A 20,349-nucleotide genomic window follows, 5' to 3' on the forward strand; every position below is an offset into this window, starting at 1 on the left:
CCCTCCAGAGCCGGCGCCCACCCCGCACCCACCCGCCGTACCGACCACTCTCCACCCGCCGACCCGGCGCCCAGAGCCCCGATCCACAAACCCTGGTCGGTGGTGCAAGCCGCGCTGGCCGAGCTCGCCGCGATCACCGCGGTGCTCTACTACCTCGGCTGGATCCGCGCCGCCGAGACCTTCCGCTATTTCGGCGTCGACGTCGGCATCCTCGGCCTCTCCTCGGCCGACTTCGTTCTCCGCAGCCCACCCACCGCGATTCCCGTGATCATCACGCTCAACGTCCTCACGGTCGCCGCGATCGAGCTGCACCGCAGGGTCCTCCGCGGCGTTCTGGCGTCGATCGACCGCCGTCGGCTCCGCACCGTGCTCTGGTCGATCACTTGCCTGACGTCGACTGCCGTAGTTGTTTTGTACGTGCGGTTCGAGGAGTGGGGCAGCCGCCTCGGCGTGGGGCTCCCCCTCCTGCTGACCTTCGCGGCCGGTGCCGCCGCGGCCGCACGCCGTACCCCCGCGCCGGGGCGGCTGTCGGACGCGTTCGCCAGCGCCGCGCTGATGGTGCTGGCGGCAATCGGTCTGCTCTGGGCGTTCACGCTCTACGGCGCTCAGGCCGGCCGCCACGCCGCGCGCACGTTCTACGACGAGTTACCGAGCCGGCCCGCGGTCACCGTCTACAGCGACCGGCTCCTGGTGCTGCCCGGTGCCACCTGGACCGCGGCGGCAAAGACCCCGGCCAGCTCCGCGTACCAGTACCGCTACCAGGGACTTCGCCTGCTGGCGAGGACACCGGACGGCTATCTGCTGCTCCCCGAGCGCTGGCGCCGCGGCGATGCCGTCTACCTCGTCGCCCTCGGTGACGGCGTCCGAATCGACCTGGCGGGCCGGAACTGAATAACCTGTGGTCACGGATGGGACCGAGTGAAGGTGAGAACCGCGGTGCGCTGGTCACGGTTGTACGTGCCGACGTTGCGTCAGGACCCGGCGGACGCGGATGCGGTCAGCCACCGGCTGCTGCTGCGTGCGGGATACATCCGCCAGCTGATGGCCGGCCACTACACGCTGCTGCCGTTGGCGGTGCGTGTCCGCACGAAGATCGTCGACATCATCCGCGAGGAGATGAGCCGCATCGGCGCGCAGGAGTTCTCCCTGCCGGCGATGCATCCCGCCGAGATCTGGCAGAAAACCGGCCGGTGGGACGTCATGGGCGACGAGATGTTCCGCCTTCGTGACCGCAAGGGCGCCGACATCGCGCTGGGCATGACCCACGAGGAGATCTTCACGACGCTGGCGCTCGAGCTGCGTTCGTACCGTGACCTGCCCCAGATGTGGTACCAGTTCCAGACCAAGTTCCGGGACGAACCGCGCCCGAAGAGCGGGCTGATCCGGGTGCGCGAGTTCACGATGAAAGACGCGTACAGCTTCGACGTGGACGCCGCCGGATTGGACACCGCGTTCGACGCGCAGCAGGCGGCGTACGTGCGGATCTTCGAGCGGCTGGGGATTCCGGCGGTCGCGGTGCAGGCGTCCAGCGGCAGCATGGGCGGCAGTGCGTCAGTGGAGTTCATGTGTCCGTCGTCGGCCGGTGAGGACCTGATCGTCCGGTGCCCGTCGTGCGGGTACGCGGCGAACGTCGAGAAAGCGACGTCCCAGGTGGAGGCCGCCGCCGACGAGGCCGGGCCCGACGCACCCGAGCAGTTCCCGACCCCCGGTGTCCGCACGATCGCCGACCTCGCCGACGGGTTCGGCGCCCCCGCCGACCGGCAGATCAAGACGCTCGTCTATCTGCTCGACGACGAGCTCACGCTGGTGCTGATGCGCGGCGACCACGGCCTGGTCGAACAGAAATTGTTGGACGCCACGGGCGCGCGGTCGGTGCGTCCGGCGCACCCGGAGGAGATCCGCGAGGCCCTGGGCGCGCTGCCCGGAAGCCTCGGCGCGGTCGGCGTTTCGGGGCTGCGCATCGTCGCCGACCTGGCTCTGCAGGGCCGACGTGACATGTTCACCGGCGCCAACGTCGACGAGGTCCACCTGCGTGGCGTCGACATCAGCCGGGACATCGCGGTCGGTTCCTGGGCCGACCTGCGCGAAGTCGTCGCCGGCGAGCCGTGCGCGAACTGCGGCACCGGCCTGGAGGTGCTGCGCACGATCGAGGTCGGACACATCTTCAAGCTCGGCTACAAGTACAGCGAGGCCTTGGACCTGACCGTGCTGGGCGCCGACGGCACCCGCGTGACGCCGATCATGGGCTCGTACGGCATCGGAGTGGAACGAGCACTGGCCGCCGCGGTCGAGACGCACCACGACGAAGCCGGCATCGTCTGGCCGGTGAGCATCGCGCCCTTCGAGGTGGCGGTGGTCGTGGTCGGCAAGGACGAGGAGACCGTGGCCGCGGCTGAGCGGCTTTATTCGGAACTGCAGGCAGCAGGCGTGGACGTGATCCTCGACGACCGAGCCGAGCGACCGGGCGTGAAGTTCGCCGATGTGGAATTGGTGGGTATCCCGTTCCGCGTGACGGTGGGTTCGCGAGGCGTGAAGGCCGGGGCGTTGGAGCTGACCCACCGAGCAACCGGCGAAACGGAAAGCGTCCCCCTCGACGCCGTCGCCCCTCGCCTCCGCGAGCTGATCAGTTCTTAGCTGGCGCTCCGCGCGGCCGCGCTACCGATGTGACGCGGCCGCGCGGGAGCGATCTTGTCTGGGCGCGGCAGTCGTGCTCGCCTCGATGCCGGAGGTCGTGCTCGACCTGCAGCAATGCGGGCAGGGCGCGCTCGAATCGGCGCCGCAGCTGCGGCTGGGCACTGCGGCACGTGTGCGTGACCTGACGCCGACGCAGCACGGTCGTGCAAGATCCGACCAGCCGGGGGCGTGGATGCACTCAGCCCGATGAGGCACGCGGTGCCGGCTGGTCAGTAGGTCAGCACGATTGCCGCCCGGCCCGCACATCCGCGCCACCTGTCGCGGCCCGTCGACCTGCATCCGGCACGGCAGAGCACCGATCGAGTCCTAACGGGCCGACGGCAGCAAAGCATGCCAGGGCGGCGAACCCACAAGCCTCGTAGATAAGCAGCGTGGGCTGACGTGACACAGCGGTGCCGTTGGGACGAGAACTGGCACGGCAAACACCACAGGCAGGCTCAGGGCGACACCACAGGTACGCGGGGCGACACCGCAGCATCTCTACGCACCGTGGCACCGCCGGGCACCGTGGCTTAAATGCGCGTTGAACGGGGGAGGCAGCGCTTCAGGAGCACGCGAGCTTGCGCAACCTGTCATCGGCTCAGCACGGCGCCACACGACGATCGCGATGCTGTCGGCAAGCGGGGACAGGTCACACCGCCGACTATCAACCGGCAGAGCTCGACCATGCGGTGCGCCTGGACATCGAATGCCCGACTGGTGCTGATCAACGGCTGGCCTGAGCGGGCACTACGTGGCGCCGATGCTTACGAGCCTGAGGAACTCGACAACGAAATCGGGGAGCCAGACTGCGCGATCGCCCCGCTTCCCTGCAGCCTCTGTGAATGCCCAACGCCAGCCAAGATGCGGCGAACGTGTAGCCCTCCTAATCCTGGCGCCCGCGCACGACTTCCAACGCGGGCTTCAGCTTTTAACGCGGACTTCAGCGAGTTCCAACTCGGTATCTAGGAGCCGCGCACAAAGAGCAGCTTCGGAGGAGCACGGCGGCAGCCAGACCTCCATCCCGTTCATGCGGTGCGGCACCGCGGGGTTCGGAAAACAGGGCGGCCAGCCAGTCGCGGCAAACGTCACACCACCCCCAGATCTGCGGAACAGCTAGGAACGCGACACGGCGCAACCGAGCAACACACCACGCACCACGACGAACGATAAGCAGCGCGATGGACTGCAGGCATCACTGCAATACGCAAGCATCGCGACAGGAGCCCGGCCGCTCAACACGAGGTCCACTCAACGCGAGGCCCGGCCCAACGCGAGCTTGGCTCAAAGCGACCTTGGCTCAACGCAAGCCCGCGCGACTCAGCGTGAGGCCAGGCCACTACTGCAAACCAGACCGCCTCGGCCCGTGGCGAACAGCCAATCCGGCGATGCATACAAGCACCGAAGAAGCTGACCTAAGGCCGCGAACCAGAGAGCGCAGCATGGCCTCGTTCGGCCAGTGGAGCCACCAACGGCCCGAGCAGATCGAAGCCTTCACCGACAGTCATACCTTTCAACGACCGATAATGAATCCCCTCAAAGATCGCCGCCATCTTGTAGTGCGCGAACCCCAGGTACCACGGCAGTTCCCCCAAATCCGCGCCCGTCAACTTCTGATACCCCTCCACGAGATACCCACCGCTAGGGAACGCCGCGACATCACCAGGCAACGCCGCCACCGGAATGTCGAGACCACGCATCCCGTCCCACCACATGACGGTGGACGCCAGATCGGTGAGCGGATCACCGAGCGTCGCCATCTCCCAGTCGAGCACCGCGTTCACCGCGCCAGTACCGGCATCGACCACCACGTTGTCGAGCCGGTAGTCGCCGTGAACGATGGCCGCCCCCTGGTGCTCGGGCAGCTTCGCGGCCAGCCGCTCGTGCAGACGATCGAGCTCCGGCAGCTCGCGGGTGCGTGACGCGTCCAGCTGCCGGGCCCACCGACGCAGCTGCCGCTCCAGGTAGCCGACCGGACGCCCGAGCTCACCGAGCCCGACCGCCGCCGGCTCGAGGCGGTGGAGCCGGGAGAGGACATCGATGAGCCCGTCGGCCACCGCAGTGGCGCGTACCGGATTGAACGCCTCGAGCTGCTCGCGGGTGCGCAACACGGCACCGTCGGCGAACGTCATCACGTAGAAGGGCGCACCGATCACGTCGGCGTCGCCGAGGAGCAGCGGCTCCGGCACCGGGACGTCAGTGGGGTGCAGTGCGCTGAGCAGGCGGTACTCGCGCCCCATGTCGTGCGCGGTCTCCAGTACGTGCCCGAGCGGCGGCCGGCGCAGCACCCAACGCCCCGCCCCGTCGCTGAGCAGGTAGGTGAGGTTCGACCGGCCCCCGGCCACCAACTCGACGCTCAGCGGCCCGGTGAGCAATCCGGGCAGCTCTGCTCGCAGGTGAGCCTCGAGCGTAGCGACGTCGACACCCGGCACGGTAGCCATGGAATCTCCTGATCACGAGCGATCGTTCGATCTGTTCAGATGAACATGCCGGGTGTAGCGTAACCCTGTCAAGACCGAAGGAGGCCGTGTGGAAACCGCGGACCGCGAAGTCGTCGGCGCCCGCCTGCGCGAGGCTCGGCAGAGCGCCGGCATCACGCTCCGCGCGGCGGCCGAGGCGCTCGGCGTCAGCGTAGGCACGTGGAGCGCGGTCGAGAACGGCCGCACCCGCATCACCACCGATCGTGTGTCCGCAGCCGCGAGCCTGTTCGGCGCGGACGTCGAGATCCTCGTGACGTCCCACCATCCAGCCACACCGACGCCCACCACCTGGCGCGATTTCCCGCCGCTCGATCTTCCCGCGCCGCTCGCGGGCGCGCTCAGCGCGTTCGTCGAACTGGGCTACCACGGCGCCACGATCCGCGACATCGCGCAGCGGGCCGAGCTGTCGGTGCCGGGCCTGTACCACCACTGGCCCACCAAGCAGCACCTTCTGGTCGCGCTGATGGACCGCACGATGGACGAACTGATCACGCGCGCAGAGGCCGCGCGCGCCGAGGGTGACGGTCCGGTCGAACGCTTCGAACTGCTCGTCGAATTCCTGGCGCTGTTCCACACGCACCGGCGCGAGCTGGGTTTCATCGGCGCCAGCGAGATGCGCAGCATCGACGAGCCCGACCGGAGCCGGATCGCCGCGCTCCGCGTCGGCTTGCAACGGATGGTCGACGCCGAAGTGCGCGAGGCCGTCCGCCGAGGTCTGTTCACCACGCCGCTGCCGCACGAGGCCTCGCGGGCCGTGGTCACCATGTGCACCGCGCTGCCCACCTGGTGGTCGCCGGACGGGCCCACACCGCCGGCGACGGTGGCGGCGCAGTACGTCGAGTTCGCTCTCGATCTCGTCCGTGCGAGGCGTTGACGCGCGTAGCGTCAGGCGCCTATGTTCAGCAGAGCAAGCGATCGGTCTGTTCAGGAGGCCAATGATGACCGCCACGGCCCTGCCGGCTCCCTCCGAACGCGCGGTGGAGCTGCGCAAACGCATGGTCGGCTTCCTTCGGGATCACGTGCTGCCCGCCGAGGCCCGGTACATCGAGGCTCGCCACGGCGCCGGCCCTGACGACCACGAGGTGCCACCGGTCGTCGAGGAGCTGAAGGAAACCGCGAAGAAGCTCGGCCTCTGGAACCTCTTCCTGCCGTCCGAGTCCGGCCTCACGCAGCTGGAGTACGCGCCGATCGCCGAGTTGTCCGGCTGGGTCAACGACATCGCGCCGGAAGCGATCAACTGCCAGGCGCCCGATACGGGCAACATGGAGTTGCTGCACCTGCTCGGCACCGACGAGCAGAAGAAGCAGTGGCTCGAGCCGCTGCTCGCCGGGCAGATCCGGTCCGCGTTCGCGATGACCGAGCCCGACGTCGCCAGCAGCGACGCCACGAACATCAGCACGCGCATCGTCCGCGACGGCGACGAGTACGTCATCAACGGTCGCAAATGGTGGACCAGCGGCGCGGCCGATTCGCGCTGCGCGTTCTTCATCCTGATGGGCAAAACCGATCCGGACGCGCCGAGCCATCGGCAGCAGACGATGGTGCTGGTCCCGCGGAGCACACCCGGCGTCCGGATCGTTCGTGACCACTCCGTGCTCGGCCACTGGGACCAGCACGGTCACCCCGAGGTCGAGTTCGTCGACGTGCGGGTACCGGTGACGAACGTGATCGGCGAGGAGGGCGGCGGGTTCGCCGCGGCGCAGGCTCGCCTCGGCCCGGGCCGCATCCACCACTGCATGCGTGCGCTGGGCGCCGCCGAGCGGGCTCTCGCGCTCATGGTGTCGCGAGCGAAGTCCCGCCACGCGTTCGGCGGCCCGCTCGCTGACCAGGGTGTCGTCCAGCAACAGATCGCCGAGTCCCGGCTGGAGATCGAGCAGGCCCGCGTGATCTGCCACTTGGCCTGCGCGACGATCGACGAGGCCGGCAACAAAGCCGCTCGAAACCTGGTCTCGCTGGCCAAGGTCGCCGTGCCCCGCGCCGCCACCAACGTGATCGATCGTGCGATCCAGGTGCACGGCGGCGCCGGCGTCAGCGAGACCACGCCGCTGGCCTGGATGTACGCCTGGCACCGGGCAATGCGCCTGTTCGACGGCCCCGACGAGGTGCATTTGCGCTCGATCGCCAAGGCCGAGCTACGCACCGAGCCGGTACTGCCCCCGGCCTGGAACTTCTGACGCCGAGTTGGTCTCCACGCGCTCCGTGGAGACCAACTCGACAAAAAGACTCAGTGGTGAGCGCCGGCTCGGGAGTACAGAACCGGTCCGCCATCGGCCCGCTCGCCGCCGCTCGCGTGGTGGCGCTCCTTCACCCGACGCGCGGGCGCGTACTTCTTGCAGGCTTCCTCAGCGGCCTTGAAATCGTCACTCTCCGGGTCGACGTCGTCCTTGCTCAGCCGCAACGACCCGTCCGCGCTGGGCGTCGGGAAGTTTTCGACACCGTTTTCACGCATGCACTTCGCGTACCGCTTGAGCTTCTTCACCTGAGCGGCCGACGGCCGGGGCTTCGCCGGAGCACACTTCTCGGTCGCCTTACGGGCAACCTCCGGGTCGACGTCTTTCGGCAACACCGACTCAACTCGGCCCGGTTCGTCACCGCTCGGCGGTGTCACCGTCGGCGCCTCGAAGTCCGGAAGTCCGTTGGCACGCATGCACGTGGTGAACTTCTTGATCTCCGCGGAAGAGATCGGCTTCACGCTCGCGATACCGATCGAAGCAACGCGGTCGCCAGGCTCGGACGAGCTGTCGTGCGTCGGACCCCCGCCCTCGGACGCCATCGCCGCGCTCCCGCCACCGGCCAGCGCCAAGACGGTCATCACGCCCACCACCACACCTAGCTTCAGGCGCATCACTCACTCCTTTTCGATTCGACGAGCGGACGTCGTGCGGCGTCCGCGCCTCGAATTGGAGCCATCGGCGTGCTTCCCGATCGTTTCCACATTCGGAAACGTCGAGGAAATGCGCTGGCAGGTCACTATGGAGAGATGCGGATCCTGGTGGCCGAGGATGAATCGCTACTGGCCGACGCCGTCGCCGAGTGGTTACGCGGCGAGGCGCACGCCGTCGACATCGCGCTCGACGGTGCCACCGCACTCGAGCGCGTCGACATCAACGATTACGACGTCGTCGTGCTCGATCGTGACCTGCCGAAAATCCATGGCGACGACGTCTGCCGCGCGGTCGCCGCGCAGCGCCCTGACGTCCGAATATTGATGTTGACCGCGGCAGCGGAGATCGATGACCGGGTCACCGGTCTCGCCCTCGGCGCGGACGACTACCTGCCGAAGCCGTTCGCGTTCCGGGAACTCGCCGCGCGGGTCACGGCGCTGGGGCGACGCGCGCGGCCAGCGGCACCGGCGGTGTTGCAGCGAGCGGGCATCCGGCTCGATCCGCACCGCCGCGAGGTGTTCCGGGACGGCCGGTACGTGCCGCTGTCCCGGAAGGAGTTCGCGGTGCTGACCGAGCTGTTGCGAGCCGACGGCACGCCGGTCTCGGCCGAACAGTTGCTGGAGAAGGCCTGGGACGAGAACGCGGACCCGTTCACGAACGCGGTGCGGCTCACAATTCTGAAGCTTCGACGCAAACTTGGCGAGCCGCCGGTAGTGCTCACCGAAGCTGGTGTCGGGTACCGCATCCCATGAACCGGCTGACGATTCGGCTGCGGCTCTCGCTGGTTTACGGCGGGCTGTTCCTGCTTTCGGGCACTCTGCTGCTGGGCGTCACGTACGCGCTGGTCGCGCAACGTTTGCCGACCAGCGGGGCGGCGGTGCGCGCCAGCAGCCCTGCCGGTGAGGCGCCGAAGGTCGAGCTGGTCAAGGAAACCGCCGACGATGCATTGTCCGCGCTGCTCACTCAGGGTGCGATTGCGCTGGTCATCGTCGGTCTGGCCGCGACCGCGTTCGGCTGGCTGATCGCCGGGCGCATGCTGCAGCCGCTGCACCGCGTCACCGAAACCGCGCGGCGGATTGCGGACGCCCCGAGCAGCTTGCACGAACGGATCGAGATGGACGGCCCGCAGGACGAGGTCAAGGAGCTCGCCGACACGTTCGACGCCATGTTGGAACGCCTCGATCACGCTTTCGACGGCGAGCGCAGATTCATCGCGAACGCGTCCCACGAGTTGCGGACACCGTTGACCGTCAATCGCGCGTTGCTGGAAGTCGCGCTGTACCGGCACGAGCCGACCCCGGAGGTGCGGACGCTCGCCGAAACGTTGCTGGCCGTCAACGAGCGGCACGAACGTCTGGTCGACGGACTGCTGCTGTTGGTGCGGTCCGAGCGCGACATCGGCGAGCGGTTCCACGTCGATCTGGCGGATCTGGCCGACCACATTCTCGAATCGTTGTCGCCGGGGCCGGTGACGGTCCGGCCGAAGCTGGCCGAAGCCCCGACCACCGGCAACCCGGTGCTGCTGGAACGCCTGGTGCAGAACCTGGTGGAGAACGGACTGCGCTACAACCTCCCGGACGGCGGAACGGTAGAGGTGTTCACCGGTGTGGTGTCAGGGGCGGCGTTCTTGGAGGTACGCAACACCGGGCCGGTCGTGCCACGGTACGAGGTACCCAGCCTGTTCCAGCCGTTTCGACGGTTGGCGAATCGGATGGGCTCCGGCGCCGGGCTCGGGTTGTCGATCGTTCACGCGGTGGTTCGAGCGCACGGAGGCCGCATCTCGGCGTCTCCGGGGCAATCGGGTGGGCTCGTCGTCACCGTGCTATTACCGCTTGCTGCTTAACCTGGTCAGCGTGGATCCGCTGACGCTGGGCGAGGCTTACCAGGCCTCGCGGGATCCGTCGGTGCGCCGCGCGTACGGCGAGCACTACACGCCAGAGCCCGTGGTGCTCCGCACGCTGGGGCCACTGTTTCTCGATTCGCTGCGAGCGGCGGGTGATGTGGATCGGATCGCGGCGGTGCGTTTCCTGGATCCGGCCTGCGGCTCGGGCAACTTCCTCGTCGTCGCGTACCGCGAGTTGCGCCGGCTCGAACTGGAGATCCTGTCCCGGTCGGGCGGCGAACCCGCGCAGCCACGGGTGCGCCTCGAAAACTTCTACGGCATCGAAGTCGACGCCGGAGCCGCGCACGTCGCGTCCGAAGCTTTGCGTCTCGTCGAACACGACTGCAATCGTGAATTCTTCGAACGTTTCGGCGTCGAGGTGCCGCCCGGGCCACCGGCAACGATCGTCGTCGGCAACGCGCTGACCCTCGACTGGGCGTCGGTGTGCGCCCCGTCGTCTTCGCTGGTCGTGGCCGGAAATCCGCCGTTCGTGGGCCCGAAGGAGCGAAGCGCTCAGCAGACCGCCGACCTCCGCGGGGTCTGGGGTCGGCGCTATTCCGGGCTGCTCGACTACGTGAGCGGATGGTTCGCCAAAGCGGCCGCCTTTTGCGAAGGCGACTGGGCGTTCGTGGCGACGAATTCAATCGTCCAGGGCCAGGGCGTACCGACGCTGTTCGGCGCGGTCTTCGACGCCGGCTGGCGGATCAAGTTCGCCCAACGCCCGTTCACCTGGCCCGCCGCCGCAGTGCATTGCGTCATCGTCGGATTCACCCGTTCGCCCGTCCCGACGCGGATCAACGCGTACCTGGTCGACGGACCCGACGTCCTCGTGACGCCCCGCCGCACCCCGCTAGCGCCGGACCTTCCCGCAGTAAGGGCTGGCTCCAAAGCGGTCGATTGGGGTCACCTGACCGTCTCCCCGTCCGACTACGCCGACGTAGCCACCGACCCGATCGCGTCGTCGTTCCTGCGCCCCTATTACGGCGGCGAGGAACTGATCAACGCCCTGGAACGGTGGTGCCTCTGGTTCGAGGGCGCCTCGCTGGACTACTTGTACCGTTCACCGCTGCTGGCCGCACGGCTCGACGCGGTGCGCGAACTCCGCCGAGCCAGCCCCAAATCCGCCACCCGATCCGCCGCCGCAACCCCGCATCTGTTCCACGAGCGTCGCCAGCCCTCGGTGCCGTACCTGGGCATCCCGCAGACATTCACCGACAACCGCTCGTACGCCACCGCGGGCTACCTCCCACCCGACGTCATAGCGTCGATCAAGCTGTTCACGGCCCCGGACCCAGACGGCTTCCTCTTCGGAATCATCTCCTCAGCCGCGTTCTTGACCTGGCAAAAAACGGTCGGCGGCCGAATGAAATCCGACCCGAGCTTCACCAACACGGTGGTCTGGAACACCCTCCCGCTCCCCCCGGTGAGCCCCGAAGTACGGCGCCGAATCACAGCCGCAGGTCGAGCGGTGCTCTCGGCACGCGATCCGAGCACCTCGCTCGCCGTCCAGTACGCCCCGGACAGGACGTCAGCGGCGCTCCTGGCCGCCCACGCCTCGCTGGACGGCATTGTCGATGAGGCCTTCGGCGCGGATCTCCCGACCCTCCAGAATCGCCAGAAAGCGCTGCTGACCCGCTACGCCGAACTGTCGTCGACCTAGCCGATCCACCGTCCACTGACGATCCGCCGCACTTCGTTCCGCGTTCGATCTCTCCTCGGCAGAAGCCTCGCAGCGACCGATCTGGTCGTACTTCGGGCTCGTGTTGGTCCCGACATCTGCGCGATACCCTCCGTCACCTACCAAGGGATACTTCGACGAGCGCTTCCGCCGCGCCGATGTCACTCGACACACGCTTTCACGGCTGTGGCTACGCGCGCATCTGCTGTTCGACGCCGGCGCGCGTACCCGTACTGGTCGGCGTTCTCGGTGAGAACGATATGGACCAGATCATCTGTAGACGTGAGGACATCGCGCCTCACCTCCACTGTACGTGCGATCGTCCGAGCACACCGAGATGACGCGGGAAGCACCGCAGGCGTATTGGACAGACATATTTTCCGGGACAGCATCAAGTGGCTGCGACGTCTCGACGCATTCATTAATTTCGACGGGCGATCGGAGCAGGAGCTCTACCAGCTGGTGCGATCTCTTCGAGACGCATTGAAGACCAGCCTCCATGGTTGACCTACACGTCGACGCCCCGCAGCCAGCGGCTACGGGGCGTTGGCACTACTCACGGATGGAACCGCCTAAGGGAATCGCACCCTTGACCTACGCATTACGAGCCGGTCGGTCCGAGGTCGGCTGACGTACGTCGCTGCAGGTCAGGGTGCTTTTCGGATGGCGGCGCACCTGTACGCACGTCAGCGTACCGCCACTGACCCCGCAACTGCCCCGTCCTGCTTGGACCCGATCGCCGTCGGCTGATTCCATCACGGGGAGTGAGCAAATTCAGTTCGCCAGGATGAGAGTCTGACAGCGTTGATCGGTGGTCCGGCCTGGTCGGGGCCTGAGCGGATCTTACGGAGGACCTTCCGGTTCTTGAGCTCTGCGTCGATGCGCTCTTCGGGTCCGCGCAGCCGTGCGTGGGCGGTGCTGACGATCTACTGCGCCTCCGACAGAGCGCCGGTACTTGCCGGTTCGGAGCCTTGCGGCGGCGGCGCTGCGGGACGGTGACCGATGGGCCGGCGCCTTGGTATCCGGTGTCGGCCAGCGCCCGGACGCCGACGGCGTCGAGGATTCCGTGTTCGCGGGCGTGTCGTGCCGAGGCTCCGGGGCAGCGGTAGAGAGGTCCAGATTGATCTGCTGGCTGGATCACCCATGCCTGCATGTTCCGACCGTGGTCCTAGTGCTTGCCTGAAGAGTGGGGCCGGTCATTGCCGCCGGCCATGGTGACACGGTCGATGCGTTAGAGACTGCCGTCGAGGAACGTGTGCCTTGCCTGCCGGGACCTCGAGGCCTCCCGCAGTAGCTGGTTGATGCTCACGTCGCTCAAGGGGAGCCCGGGTCAGCTTGGCGAGATCCGCCGCGAGCTGATCGCCGAGCGCCTCCGTGATGCTGCGGGTAAAGCTTCGGAGGAACGTCGACTCCCTGGGCTCTCTGTTGGCGCCGCCATGTTCGTCGCCCCTCATCGTGGTTCACCGCGTCCGAGATCACACAAGTTCTGCGGCGCGTGGGCCGCGAAGCGCACTACTCCGCGGTATGGTTTTGGTCGCACTGAACTGCTAGGAGTGGAAATGCAACGGACTTCGGTGGAGCTCTTCGCGGGCGGGGGCGGGCTGGTCCAAGCCAGCACGAACACCGGCTTCCGGCACCTACTGCTGAACGAGTTCGCGAAGAGGGCGTGCGAGACGCTTGAGGGCAATCGCTTCGAGGCGTTCCCAGCGGACATCGATTCCGAGGTATTGGCCAAGTGGCTGGACCAGATCGATCAGCAGCGCGCGGAGGGCTTCGACGCTGCGGGCGCCATTGAACGGCCCCAGCACCCTCCCTTGGTCACCGGCGACGTCCGAGAGTTGGACATGCGCTTTCTCAGAGATCGAGATGTTGACCTTCTGGCCGGCGGGCCACCATGTCAGCCGTTCAGCCTTGGCGGAGTCGCGAAGGGCGACGAGGATGAGCGGAACATGTTCCCGGAGATGTTCCGGGCGGTTCGCGAGATCCGCCCCAAGGCCGTCATATGTGAGAACGTCCGCGGGCTACTTCGCCCGTCCTTCAAGCCCTACTTCGAGTACATCAAGCGCGAGCTGTCCCTGCCGTTCGTGAAGCGCCAAGATGGCGCCACATGGCAGAGGCACGACCACGCGTTGCAGGAAAGACTCGACGCTAGGGACACCGATCCGGCGGAGACCTACAAGGTCACGCAACACGCCGTGAACGCTGCCGACTATGGGGTGCCCCAGATCCGCAACCGCGTGATCCTTCTGGCGTTCCGCGCCGACCTGGCCGTGGACCCGGATCTAGTCAAGCGCGCTGTCGCCCGCACCCACTCCCATGCGGCTCTCGCGCGGACGATCCTCGAAGGCTCCTACTGGAACCGCCACAAGCAGGCGGGCGCCAAGATTCCGAAACGCGTCATCGATCTGGTGACTTCACGCTACGCCGATGAGCAACTGTCGTTCGAGAGCGGGGATGAGACGCTCCAACCGTGGCTCACCCTTCGAGACGCGATAATGGGACTCCCCGAGATCAACACCAGCAAGTTGGACAAGACGACGGAGCAGGGCGGATTCCCCGACCACATCGGGTGGCCCGGAGCCAGGATCTACGATGGGCACACGCCTAACGAACTAGACCGGCCGGCCAAGACCGTCAAGGCCGGAGTGCACGGTGTGCCCGGTGGCGAGTCGGTCATGCAGCTCGACAACTTGGTCCATGACGAGAAGACCGGTCAGTTGCGCCCCGAGCACCGGTACATGACCGTGCGTGAGACTGCGCGGGTCATGACATTCGGTGATAACTGGAGCATGGCCGGCCCTCGTGGCGAACGTATGAGGCAGCTGGGCAACGCGGTTCCCGTGAAGCTGGGCGAGGTGTTCACCAGCGCCGTAGCGAAAGCACTCGACGACGCGGAACGACGCTCGTGAACGACGCCGCCGAACCCCGGCAAATGGGCTGGCGGGACAAGTTGCCGCCCGAGATGGCCTGGCGGGGACGGCAGGGACGGACGAGGAAGGCGATCACCGCCGAACAGGATCGTGCGGCGGGTGGTCGGGAGGGCCGCTATGTCAAGCGTGAGGACGGTGACTACGCGCTGGCCTCGATCACACTGAAGCTGTTGCCGAAAACTCGTCGAATCAGGGCCTATCTCCGCTGGTCGGAGGGCGGGCGTTCACCCGCCCGGTATGTCGGGGAGGTGGAGCACCTTACGCGTGCGGCGAATCTCGAACAGGCTTGGCGGATCGCCAAGGGCCGGGGAATGGTTGGAGAGCGCGCTGTTCCGGAAGGGTCGTGGGCGTCGTCCCCTGCCACACGGTCGACGATGCGCGGGAACCGAGGCCGCGACACAACACCGGAACTCCGTATCCGCTCACTGCTGCACCGCGAGGGCTTGCGCTACCGAGTCTCGACGCGGCCGCTTCCTAGGGTGCGGCGAACCGCCGATCTTGTCTTCACCCGCGCCCGTGTGGCCGTCTTCGTGGACGGGTGCTTCTGGCACGGGTGTCCCGATCACTGCCGCCCAGCACGCACGAACAGCGATTTCTGGCGCACCAAGATCGATGGAAACCGGGCCAGGGATGCCCAGACCGACCAGTTCTTGGCGGAGGCGGGATGGCATGCCATCAGAATTTGGGAGCATGAGGATCCCGTACATGCGGCGGGCCGGGTCGCTGCGGCTGTTCGCGACTTTGCGGCACAGGATGATTACAACGTGCCGTAATTCAGAAGAACGTCGATGGCGGCGGAGGCTCGGCGCGGGACGATACGCCCGTCGCTGAGCGCGATCAGGTCATCTCCCACGTTGACGCCGACCTCGGCCAACAACAGCCCCAAGAGCAGGTCGACGCGCCCATCGCGCTCTTCAGATACTTCGGCCCTTCAGGGATCGCGGGAGGAGTCTCCCGAGAACTGCGGCGTCTTCCAGCAATGAAAGAGGTCGTCGAAGGACCTCGCGATCGCGACGGTTGGCCGCCGGATAACGCAACGTGTCGTGGACCTAGGTGCATTGAGCGGAAGGAAGCTCACCGCGATTGTCAGTGGTGCCCTCTAGTCTCTTCATCACGCGCACGGCTCTACCCGAGCCGCACGCCGAGCGCTGCCCGCGGTAGGGCTTCCTTCGGTGTACCCACGCGAGATGAGGACAGAGGACCGGCCACCTATGAAGATCACTCCTTCCGCGCGTGTCCTGCGCATGCTCGGCGAGATCGAGTTCGACGAGTGGCAGTGCATCGCCGAGCTGATCGACAACGCCTTTGACGATTTCACGGAGATTCATCGATCCGGGATCCCCTGGGCGGGTGGGTACCGCGTCAGCGTCGAGCTCCCCGACTCCGCGCAGGGCCAGCTCGTGATCGCCGACACCGGTCGCGGCATGACGTACGACCGGCTGGAGCGGGCCGTGCGGGCTGGCTGGTCGGGCAACGACATGCACGACAAACTCGGGCTCTTCGGCATGGGGTTCAACGTCTCGACGGCGCGGCTCGGCAAGCGCACGCGCGTCCTTACCACGCGCCAGGGCGACACCGAGTGGATCGGGGTGGAGATCGACCTGGACCGTATCGGAGACGACTTCGAGGCCGAAGACATCACGGCGCCGAAGGCTGATCCCAACGAGCACGGCACGCGTATCGTCATCAGCCGTCTGCATCCCACGCGCGCTCGATGGCTGCAGAAGAACGGCTCAGCCCTACGTAACATCCTTGGACAGGTCTACTCCTGGATCTTCCTGAACCGTCCGTTCGAGCTGTGGGTCGGCGGCTTCCAGGTAAAGCCTGTCCAGCACTGCCGTTGGGGAGACGACCGCTCAGTCCTCTACAACAACAAGGAGCGTATCCCCGCCTACGTCGAGATCGACCAGAGGCTGGAGAACGGTCTCGCCTGTGGTGACTGCGGACAGTGGCAGCTCCCTGACCGCCACGCCTGCGAGGACTGCGGGAGCGATCGCCTCACCGTTCGTGAGCGCCGGGTGCACGGATGGCTCGGCATCCAGCGCTACATACACAAACAAGATTATGGGATCGACTTCCTGCGCAACGGCCGCAAAATCCTCCGCTGGGACAAGCAGCTGTTCACCTGGCGCAACCCTGACGGAGCGGTGGGCAATGAGGAGCCGGAGTATCCGGTGGACCTCGCGCACCAGGGCGGCCGCATCATCGGGGAGATTCACCTCGACCACGTCCCGGTCACGTATCAGAAGGACGCCTTCGAATACGGCGACCGCAGCTGGCGCTCGGCCGTCGAGATCGTGAGAGGGGTCGCGCCGCTGCTGCCCCAGCGCGCGGCAAACCTCGAATACGAGGAAAACACCAGCCCGCTCGCGCTTCTTTTCAAGGGATACCGTCGTAACGACGCCGGACTGCGGTACCTGATCCCGGGAGACGGCCGCAAGCCCATCCACGATGACACCCGGCGGTGGGGACAAGAGTTCCACCGGGGCAACCCCGACTACCAGACCGATGAGCGTTGGTGGCAGGCGGTCGAGGACCACGAGGCGGCCAAGAGCAGGGGGAAGAACGCGAAGGCGGCCGCTGCCACCCCCGGAAAGCCCGACGAGGCAGCCGTGATGGAGGCTCTCGGGTTCGACGGTGCGGAGGAAACCGGTAGTCCGAGTCCCCATGCGACTGGTGGTGCGGAAAAGACGGAACCCGAAACCCATGCGCGGCTTCCAGAGAGGCGTAAGGAGACACGGCAGGAGCGCGTCGCGCGCTACACGACGAACTCGACCACTTACCCGGGCTTGAGTCGCGCGTTCGGTCACCCGCGCGTCGGCTTCCTCGATGTCGAGGCACGTCGACTAACGGCGGGAAGCCTGACCGACGATAATCTCCACCGCACTCCCGTCCTGTTGGACCAGCGCAGCGGCAACACCCTCGTAGCCTTCCTCGACCTCGATCATCCGGTCTTTCTGAGGTTCGGAGCGGACCCGGCTGATCTGCTGCTCGCGGAGATCGCAGTGCTGCTCAAGGTGCAGACGAGTTCGGAGTGGAGCCACTCGGAGCTCATCGCGGCGATCCGGACGGAATCGTTGCCCGCCAGCGCTCTGGACGCCGAGATGATCAGCGCCGAGGCCAAGGAACTGCTGGCCGAGGTTCGTCGTCGCATGGCGTCCGAACTGGACCACGCCGGGGAACCCGAGAAGGCGTTTCAATTTCTCTCGCCCGATGAACTGACTTACACCGAGCACACTATGATCGCCAACGGCAAGGTCGCCCGCACGACCGATCTCGGAGCAAGCGGTGAGTTCCTGCTGTACGTACCCGCCCTTTTCCTGGTTCGTCTCGTCGAGTCGCTGCCCTCGCTGTTCATGGACAACCGTGTCTTCCAGGGCGTCTACGAGGGTGTTGCCTCCGCGTCCGCCCGCCGGCTCAGTCTCGCGCGCACGGTCGGCTACCTCTCCGATATCGCGACGCAGGCGACCTATGCCGGGGCCAGTCTTCCGGACCAGCTGCTGCGGACAAGGCTGAGTATTCGCCTTCTGGCCGACGACCTCGCGGAGGAGAAGTGAGCGCTGCCTTCCTCTCGGCGAACGAGTTGCTGAAGGGAGGGCCGGCGGGTCTCACGCATGCCGTCGAACGGGCCCTCTGGTACCTCGGCTTCAACGACGTACGTGTGATCGACGGCGCCGGCGACCAAGGCGCGGATCTCTTGGCGGTACGCGGTCGGGAGCAGTGGGTCTTCCAAAGCAAGTGGAAGGCCGGAGGAAAAGTCGACAGGAGCGGTGTCGACGACCTTGAGCGCGCGCGTACGCGCTACCGCGCGGACAAGGCCATCCTCGTCACCAACACCGACATCAACGCGACGGCGGAGGCCCGTCGCGTGGCGCTCAACGGAGTCGGCGTGCCGATCACCGTCTGGCACGGCGCGACCCTGAGGTCGATTGGGGAGCGCATGCCCGAGACCGTTCCCGCGAAGTACGCTCTGCGCCCCTACCAGGCCGAGGCGGTGGACGCGGTGAGCCGGGACCTTGACGCCGACGGCACCGCGCTGCTCGTTCTCGCGACAGGTCTCGGCAAGACCGTGGTGGGCGGGGAGATCATCAGCCGTCACCTCAAGACCAATCCGAACGCCAGGGTTCTCGTCGTCGCGCACATGAAGGAACTCGTCGCCCAGCTGGAGAAGGCGATGTGGCGGCACATACCCAAGTCGGTTCCCACACGGTTGCTCACGGGAGAAAGCCACCCCGGCGGCCTCGACGGAGTGGTGGTGGGAACGGTCGAATCCGTTCTCGGCGCAGTGCGCGTGGGCTACCGACCCGACCTCATCATGATCGACGAGACGCACCACGTGGCTGAGACCGGCAGGTTTGCGGAATTGCTCGACTTGTGTGGGGATGCTGAACAGTTTGGGGTGACGGCGACACCCTGGCGCGGCGATAAATTCGACATCACGTCCCGGTTCGGATACCCAAGCTTCAAGATGGGCATCGCAGAGGGCATGGCCGCTGGCTTCCTCTCCGCCGTCGACTACCGACTCTACGTCGACAACGTCGACTGGAACGCCGTCCGGGAAGCCAGTGTGCACGGTCGGTCGATCAAAGACCTCAACAAGTCGCTGTTCCTGCCGCAACGCGACGAGGAGATCATCGAGCACTTCCGTGAGGCGTGGCGGACGACGACGGAGCCGAGGGCCATCGTCTTCTGTCAGACCATCGAGCACGCCGAGCATATGGCCCGGTTGTTCGCCTCGTCCGACGCGGCGTGGGCTAACGCGTCCTTTCTGCACAGCGCACTCCCGCGGCAGCGACGCCAGGTCCTGCTGAACGAGTTCCGACTCGGGCGGGTGCCGGTGATCACGTGTGTCGACGTCTTCAACGAGGGTGTCGACGTTCCGGACGTGAACCTCATCGCCTTCCTACGGGTCACACACAGTCGGCGGATCTTCGTCCAGCAACTCGGGCGCGGACTCCGACTCAGCCCTGGCAAGGAGGCCCTGAGGGTCCTCGACTTCGTGACCGACATTCGGAGGGTAGCGGCGACCTTGGACCTCCGGCGATCGCTGGAGGCTCAGGAGAGCGAGCACCTGCGCGTACGAATGCCCCACGCCTCCCGTATCCAGTTCAGCGACGAGACCGTCGGGTCGCTGATGGACCACTGGATCCAGGACGCGGCGGACCTTGAGACGAAGGCGGACGAGGTTCGTCTTCAGTTCCCTCTGACGACTGGAGTCGAATGACCAACTATGCGATCCCCTCGGACCTGGAAGAAGAAGTCGTGCGTCTCCTCTACAGGCGAGCCGCCGACCTCAACTGGACCTATCTCACGGACACTGAACGCACGCGTCACTATCAGGCGTGGACCTCCGACCCCGAGGTCGGGGGACGACTCCTCCCGTTCGTCCGGAAGCCGGAGAACGTCCGGCCGTGGCTCAAGGACAGGCCCATGAAGGAGTACATCCGGGCCACCTACGGGGTGGGCAAATGGGCTCCGCTCGTGGTCAAGCCGGCCACTCCGGTCAGCGCTCTCGTCGACAAGGCCCTCGGTCGCGGCTGGAACGTCGACCTTGAGACGCTCGGCATCAAGCCGCTCTGCGTGACGATTCGCCACGAGCACGACGAGGAGATGGAGCAGCGCTTCGCCTGGGCTCCCATGCGCGACTTCAAGCATCTTGCTTGGGCAGCCATCGCGGCTCAGGCTGGAGGCGACACCCTTCCGTGGGTAATTTGCACGGTGGACTCGTTTGTTCGGAAGATCACCCCAGACCAGAAGGCGACCAACGAGCGAATCGCGAAGCGGCTTGGTTTGATCAGTGCGCACGTCACCGATGGCTGAA

Annotated in this window: 14 protein-coding genes and 1 pseudogene; 13 read left to right on the top strand and 2 right to left on the bottom strand. The window is 66.6% G+C overall.

Annotated features, from left to right (window positions below):
• Positions 1-99 precede the first annotated feature (99 nt).
• Both ABD437_RS28155 and ABD437_RS28160 read left to right on the top strand, forming a co-directional pair.
• Entirely contained in the window at positions 100-891 is a 792-nt protein-coding gene (locus ABD437_RS28155; RefSeq protein ID WP_344651956.1) for a hypothetical protein, read from the top strand.
• A gap of 45 nt (positions 892-936) precedes the next feature.
• Complete coding sequence (locus ABD437_RS28160; protein WP_344652226.1) at positions 937-2,634, top strand: proline--tRNA ligase; 1,698 nt, start codon at positions 937-939, stop codon at positions 2,632-2,634.
• A 1,454-nt stretch (positions 2,635-4,088) separates the two neighbouring features.
• Here the strand turns inward: ABD437_RS28160 and ABD437_RS28165 are convergent.
• On the bottom strand, positions 4,089-5,114 hold the full coding sequence (locus ABD437_RS28165; RefSeq protein ID WP_344651957.1) for a phosphotransferase family protein: 1,026 nt from the start codon (positions 5,112-5,114) through the stop codon (positions 4,089-4,091).
• Positions 5,115-5,202: 88 nt separating this feature from the next.
• Between ABD437_RS28165 and ABD437_RS28170 the strand changes: the two genes are divergently transcribed.
• Positions 5,203-6,027, top strand: coding sequence for a TetR-type transcription factor C-terminal domain-containing protein (locus ABD437_RS28170; protein ID WP_344651958.1), 825 nt, complete (start codon positions 5,203-5,205; stop codon positions 6,025-6,027).
• Between the two features lie 64 nt (positions 6,028-6,091).
• Positions 6,092-7,327, top strand: a complete 1,236-nt coding sequence (locus ABD437_RS28175; protein ID WP_344651959.1) for an acyl-CoA dehydrogenase family protein — start codon at positions 6,092-6,094, stop codon at positions 7,325-7,327.
• A gap of 50 nt (positions 7,328-7,377) precedes the next feature.
• Here the strand turns inward: ABD437_RS28175 and ABD437_RS28180 are convergent, their stop codons facing one another.
• Positions 7,378-8,001 (bottom strand): hypothetical protein, encoded by a 624-nt coding sequence (locus ABD437_RS28180; RefSeq protein ID WP_344651960.1) that lies wholly within the window; start codon positions 7,999-8,001, stop codon positions 7,378-7,380.
• Between the two features lie 132 nt (positions 8,002-8,133).
• On the opposite strand from ABD437_RS28180, the gene ABD437_RS28185 reads away from it, so the two are divergent.
• From ABD437_RS28185 to ABD437_RS28220, 9 genes and pseudogenes are all read left to right on the top strand, one after another.
• The gene (locus ABD437_RS28185) at positions 8,134-8,790 is read left to right on the top strand and encodes a response regulator transcription factor (protein WP_344651961.1); all 657 of its coding nucleotides are present in this window, start codon (positions 8,134-8,136) and stop codon (positions 8,788-8,790) included.
• A complete protein-coding gene (locus ABD437_RS28190) occupies positions 8,787-9,881 on the top strand; it encodes a sensor histidine kinase (RefSeq protein ID WP_344651962.1) in 1,095 nt (364 codons plus the stop codon). Before ABD437_RS28185 ends, ABD437_RS28190 begins: the two co-directional genes overlap by 4 nt.
• A gap of 10 nt (positions 9,882-9,891) precedes the next feature.
• Positions 9,892-11,580 carry a DNA methyltransferase gene (locus ABD437_RS28195; protein ID WP_344651963.1) on the top strand — a complete coding sequence of 563 codons (1,689 nt, stop codon included), beginning with the start codon at positions 9,892-9,894 and terminating at the stop codon, positions 11,578-11,580.
• A 40-nt stretch (positions 11,581-11,620) separates the two neighbouring features.
• Positions 11,621-11,851, top strand: a pseudogene (locus ABD437_RS43240) (DUF6339 family protein); the annotation flags it as partial.
• Positions 11,852-13,157: 1,306 nt separating this feature from the next.
• The gene (locus ABD437_RS28200) at positions 13,158-14,507 is read left to right on the top strand and encodes a DNA cytosine methyltransferase (RefSeq protein ID WP_425558268.1); all 1,350 of its coding nucleotides are present in this window, start codon (positions 13,158-13,160) and stop codon (positions 14,505-14,507) included.
• A complete protein-coding gene (locus ABD437_RS28205; protein WP_344651965.1) occupies positions 14,504-15,301 on the top strand; it encodes a very short patch repair endonuclease in 798 nt (265 codons plus the stop codon). The genes ABD437_RS28200 and ABD437_RS28205 overlap by 4 nt, the downstream gene beginning before the upstream one ends.
• Positions 15,302-15,739: 438 nt before the next feature.
• Complete coding sequence (locus ABD437_RS28210; RefSeq protein WP_344651966.1) at positions 15,740-18,085, top strand: ATP-binding protein; 2,346 nt, start codon at positions 15,740-15,742, stop codon at positions 18,083-18,085.
• Positions 18,082-19,752 carry a DEAD/DEAH box helicase family protein gene (locus ABD437_RS28215; protein ID WP_344651967.1) on the top strand — a complete coding sequence of 557 codons (1,671 nt, stop codon included), beginning with the start codon at positions 18,082-18,084 and terminating at the stop codon, positions 19,750-19,752. Before ABD437_RS28210 ends, ABD437_RS28215 begins: the two co-directional genes overlap by 4 nt.
• Positions 19,749-20,348, top strand: a complete 600-nt coding sequence (locus ABD437_RS28220; protein WP_344651968.1) for a hypothetical protein — start codon at positions 19,749-19,751, stop codon at positions 20,346-20,348. The genes ABD437_RS28215 and ABD437_RS28220 overlap by 4 nt, the downstream gene beginning before the upstream one ends.
• The last annotated feature ends 1 nt before the right edge of the window (position 20,349 follow it).

The sequence above is a fragment of the Cryptosporangium japonicum genome (assembly GCF_039524755.1).
Taxonomy (GTDB): domain Bacteria; phylum Actinomycetota; class Actinomycetes; order Mycobacteriales; family Cryptosporangiaceae; genus Cryptosporangium; species Cryptosporangium japonicum.

Coding starts and splice junctions, on each gene's coding strand:
- ABD437_RS28210 (WP_344651966.1), top strand. CDS start 15,740: ATGAAGATCACTCCTTCCGCGCGTGTCCTGCGCATGCTCGGCGAGATC.
- ABD437_RS28200 (WP_425558268.1), top strand. CDS start 13,158: ATGCAACGGACTTCGGTGGAGCTCTTCGCGGGCGGGGGCGGGCTGGTC.
- ABD437_RS28175 (WP_344651959.1), top strand. CDS start 6,092: ATGACCGCCACGGCCCTGCCGGCTCCCTCCGAACGCGCGGTGGAGCTG.
- ABD437_RS28165 (WP_344651957.1), bottom strand. CDS start 5,114: ATGGCTACCGTGCCGGGTGTCGACGTCGCTACGCTCGAGGCTCACCTG.
- ABD437_RS28220 (WP_344651968.1), top strand. CDS start 19,749: ATGACCAACTATGCGATCCCCTCGGACCTGGAAGAAGAAGTCGTGCGT.
- ABD437_RS28190 (WP_344651962.1), top strand. CDS start 8,787: ATGAACCGGCTGACGATTCGGCTGCGGCTCTCGCTGGTTTACGGCGGG.
- ABD437_RS28185 (WP_344651961.1), top strand. CDS start 8,134: ATGCGGATCCTGGTGGCCGAGGATGAATCGCTACTGGCCGACGCCGTC.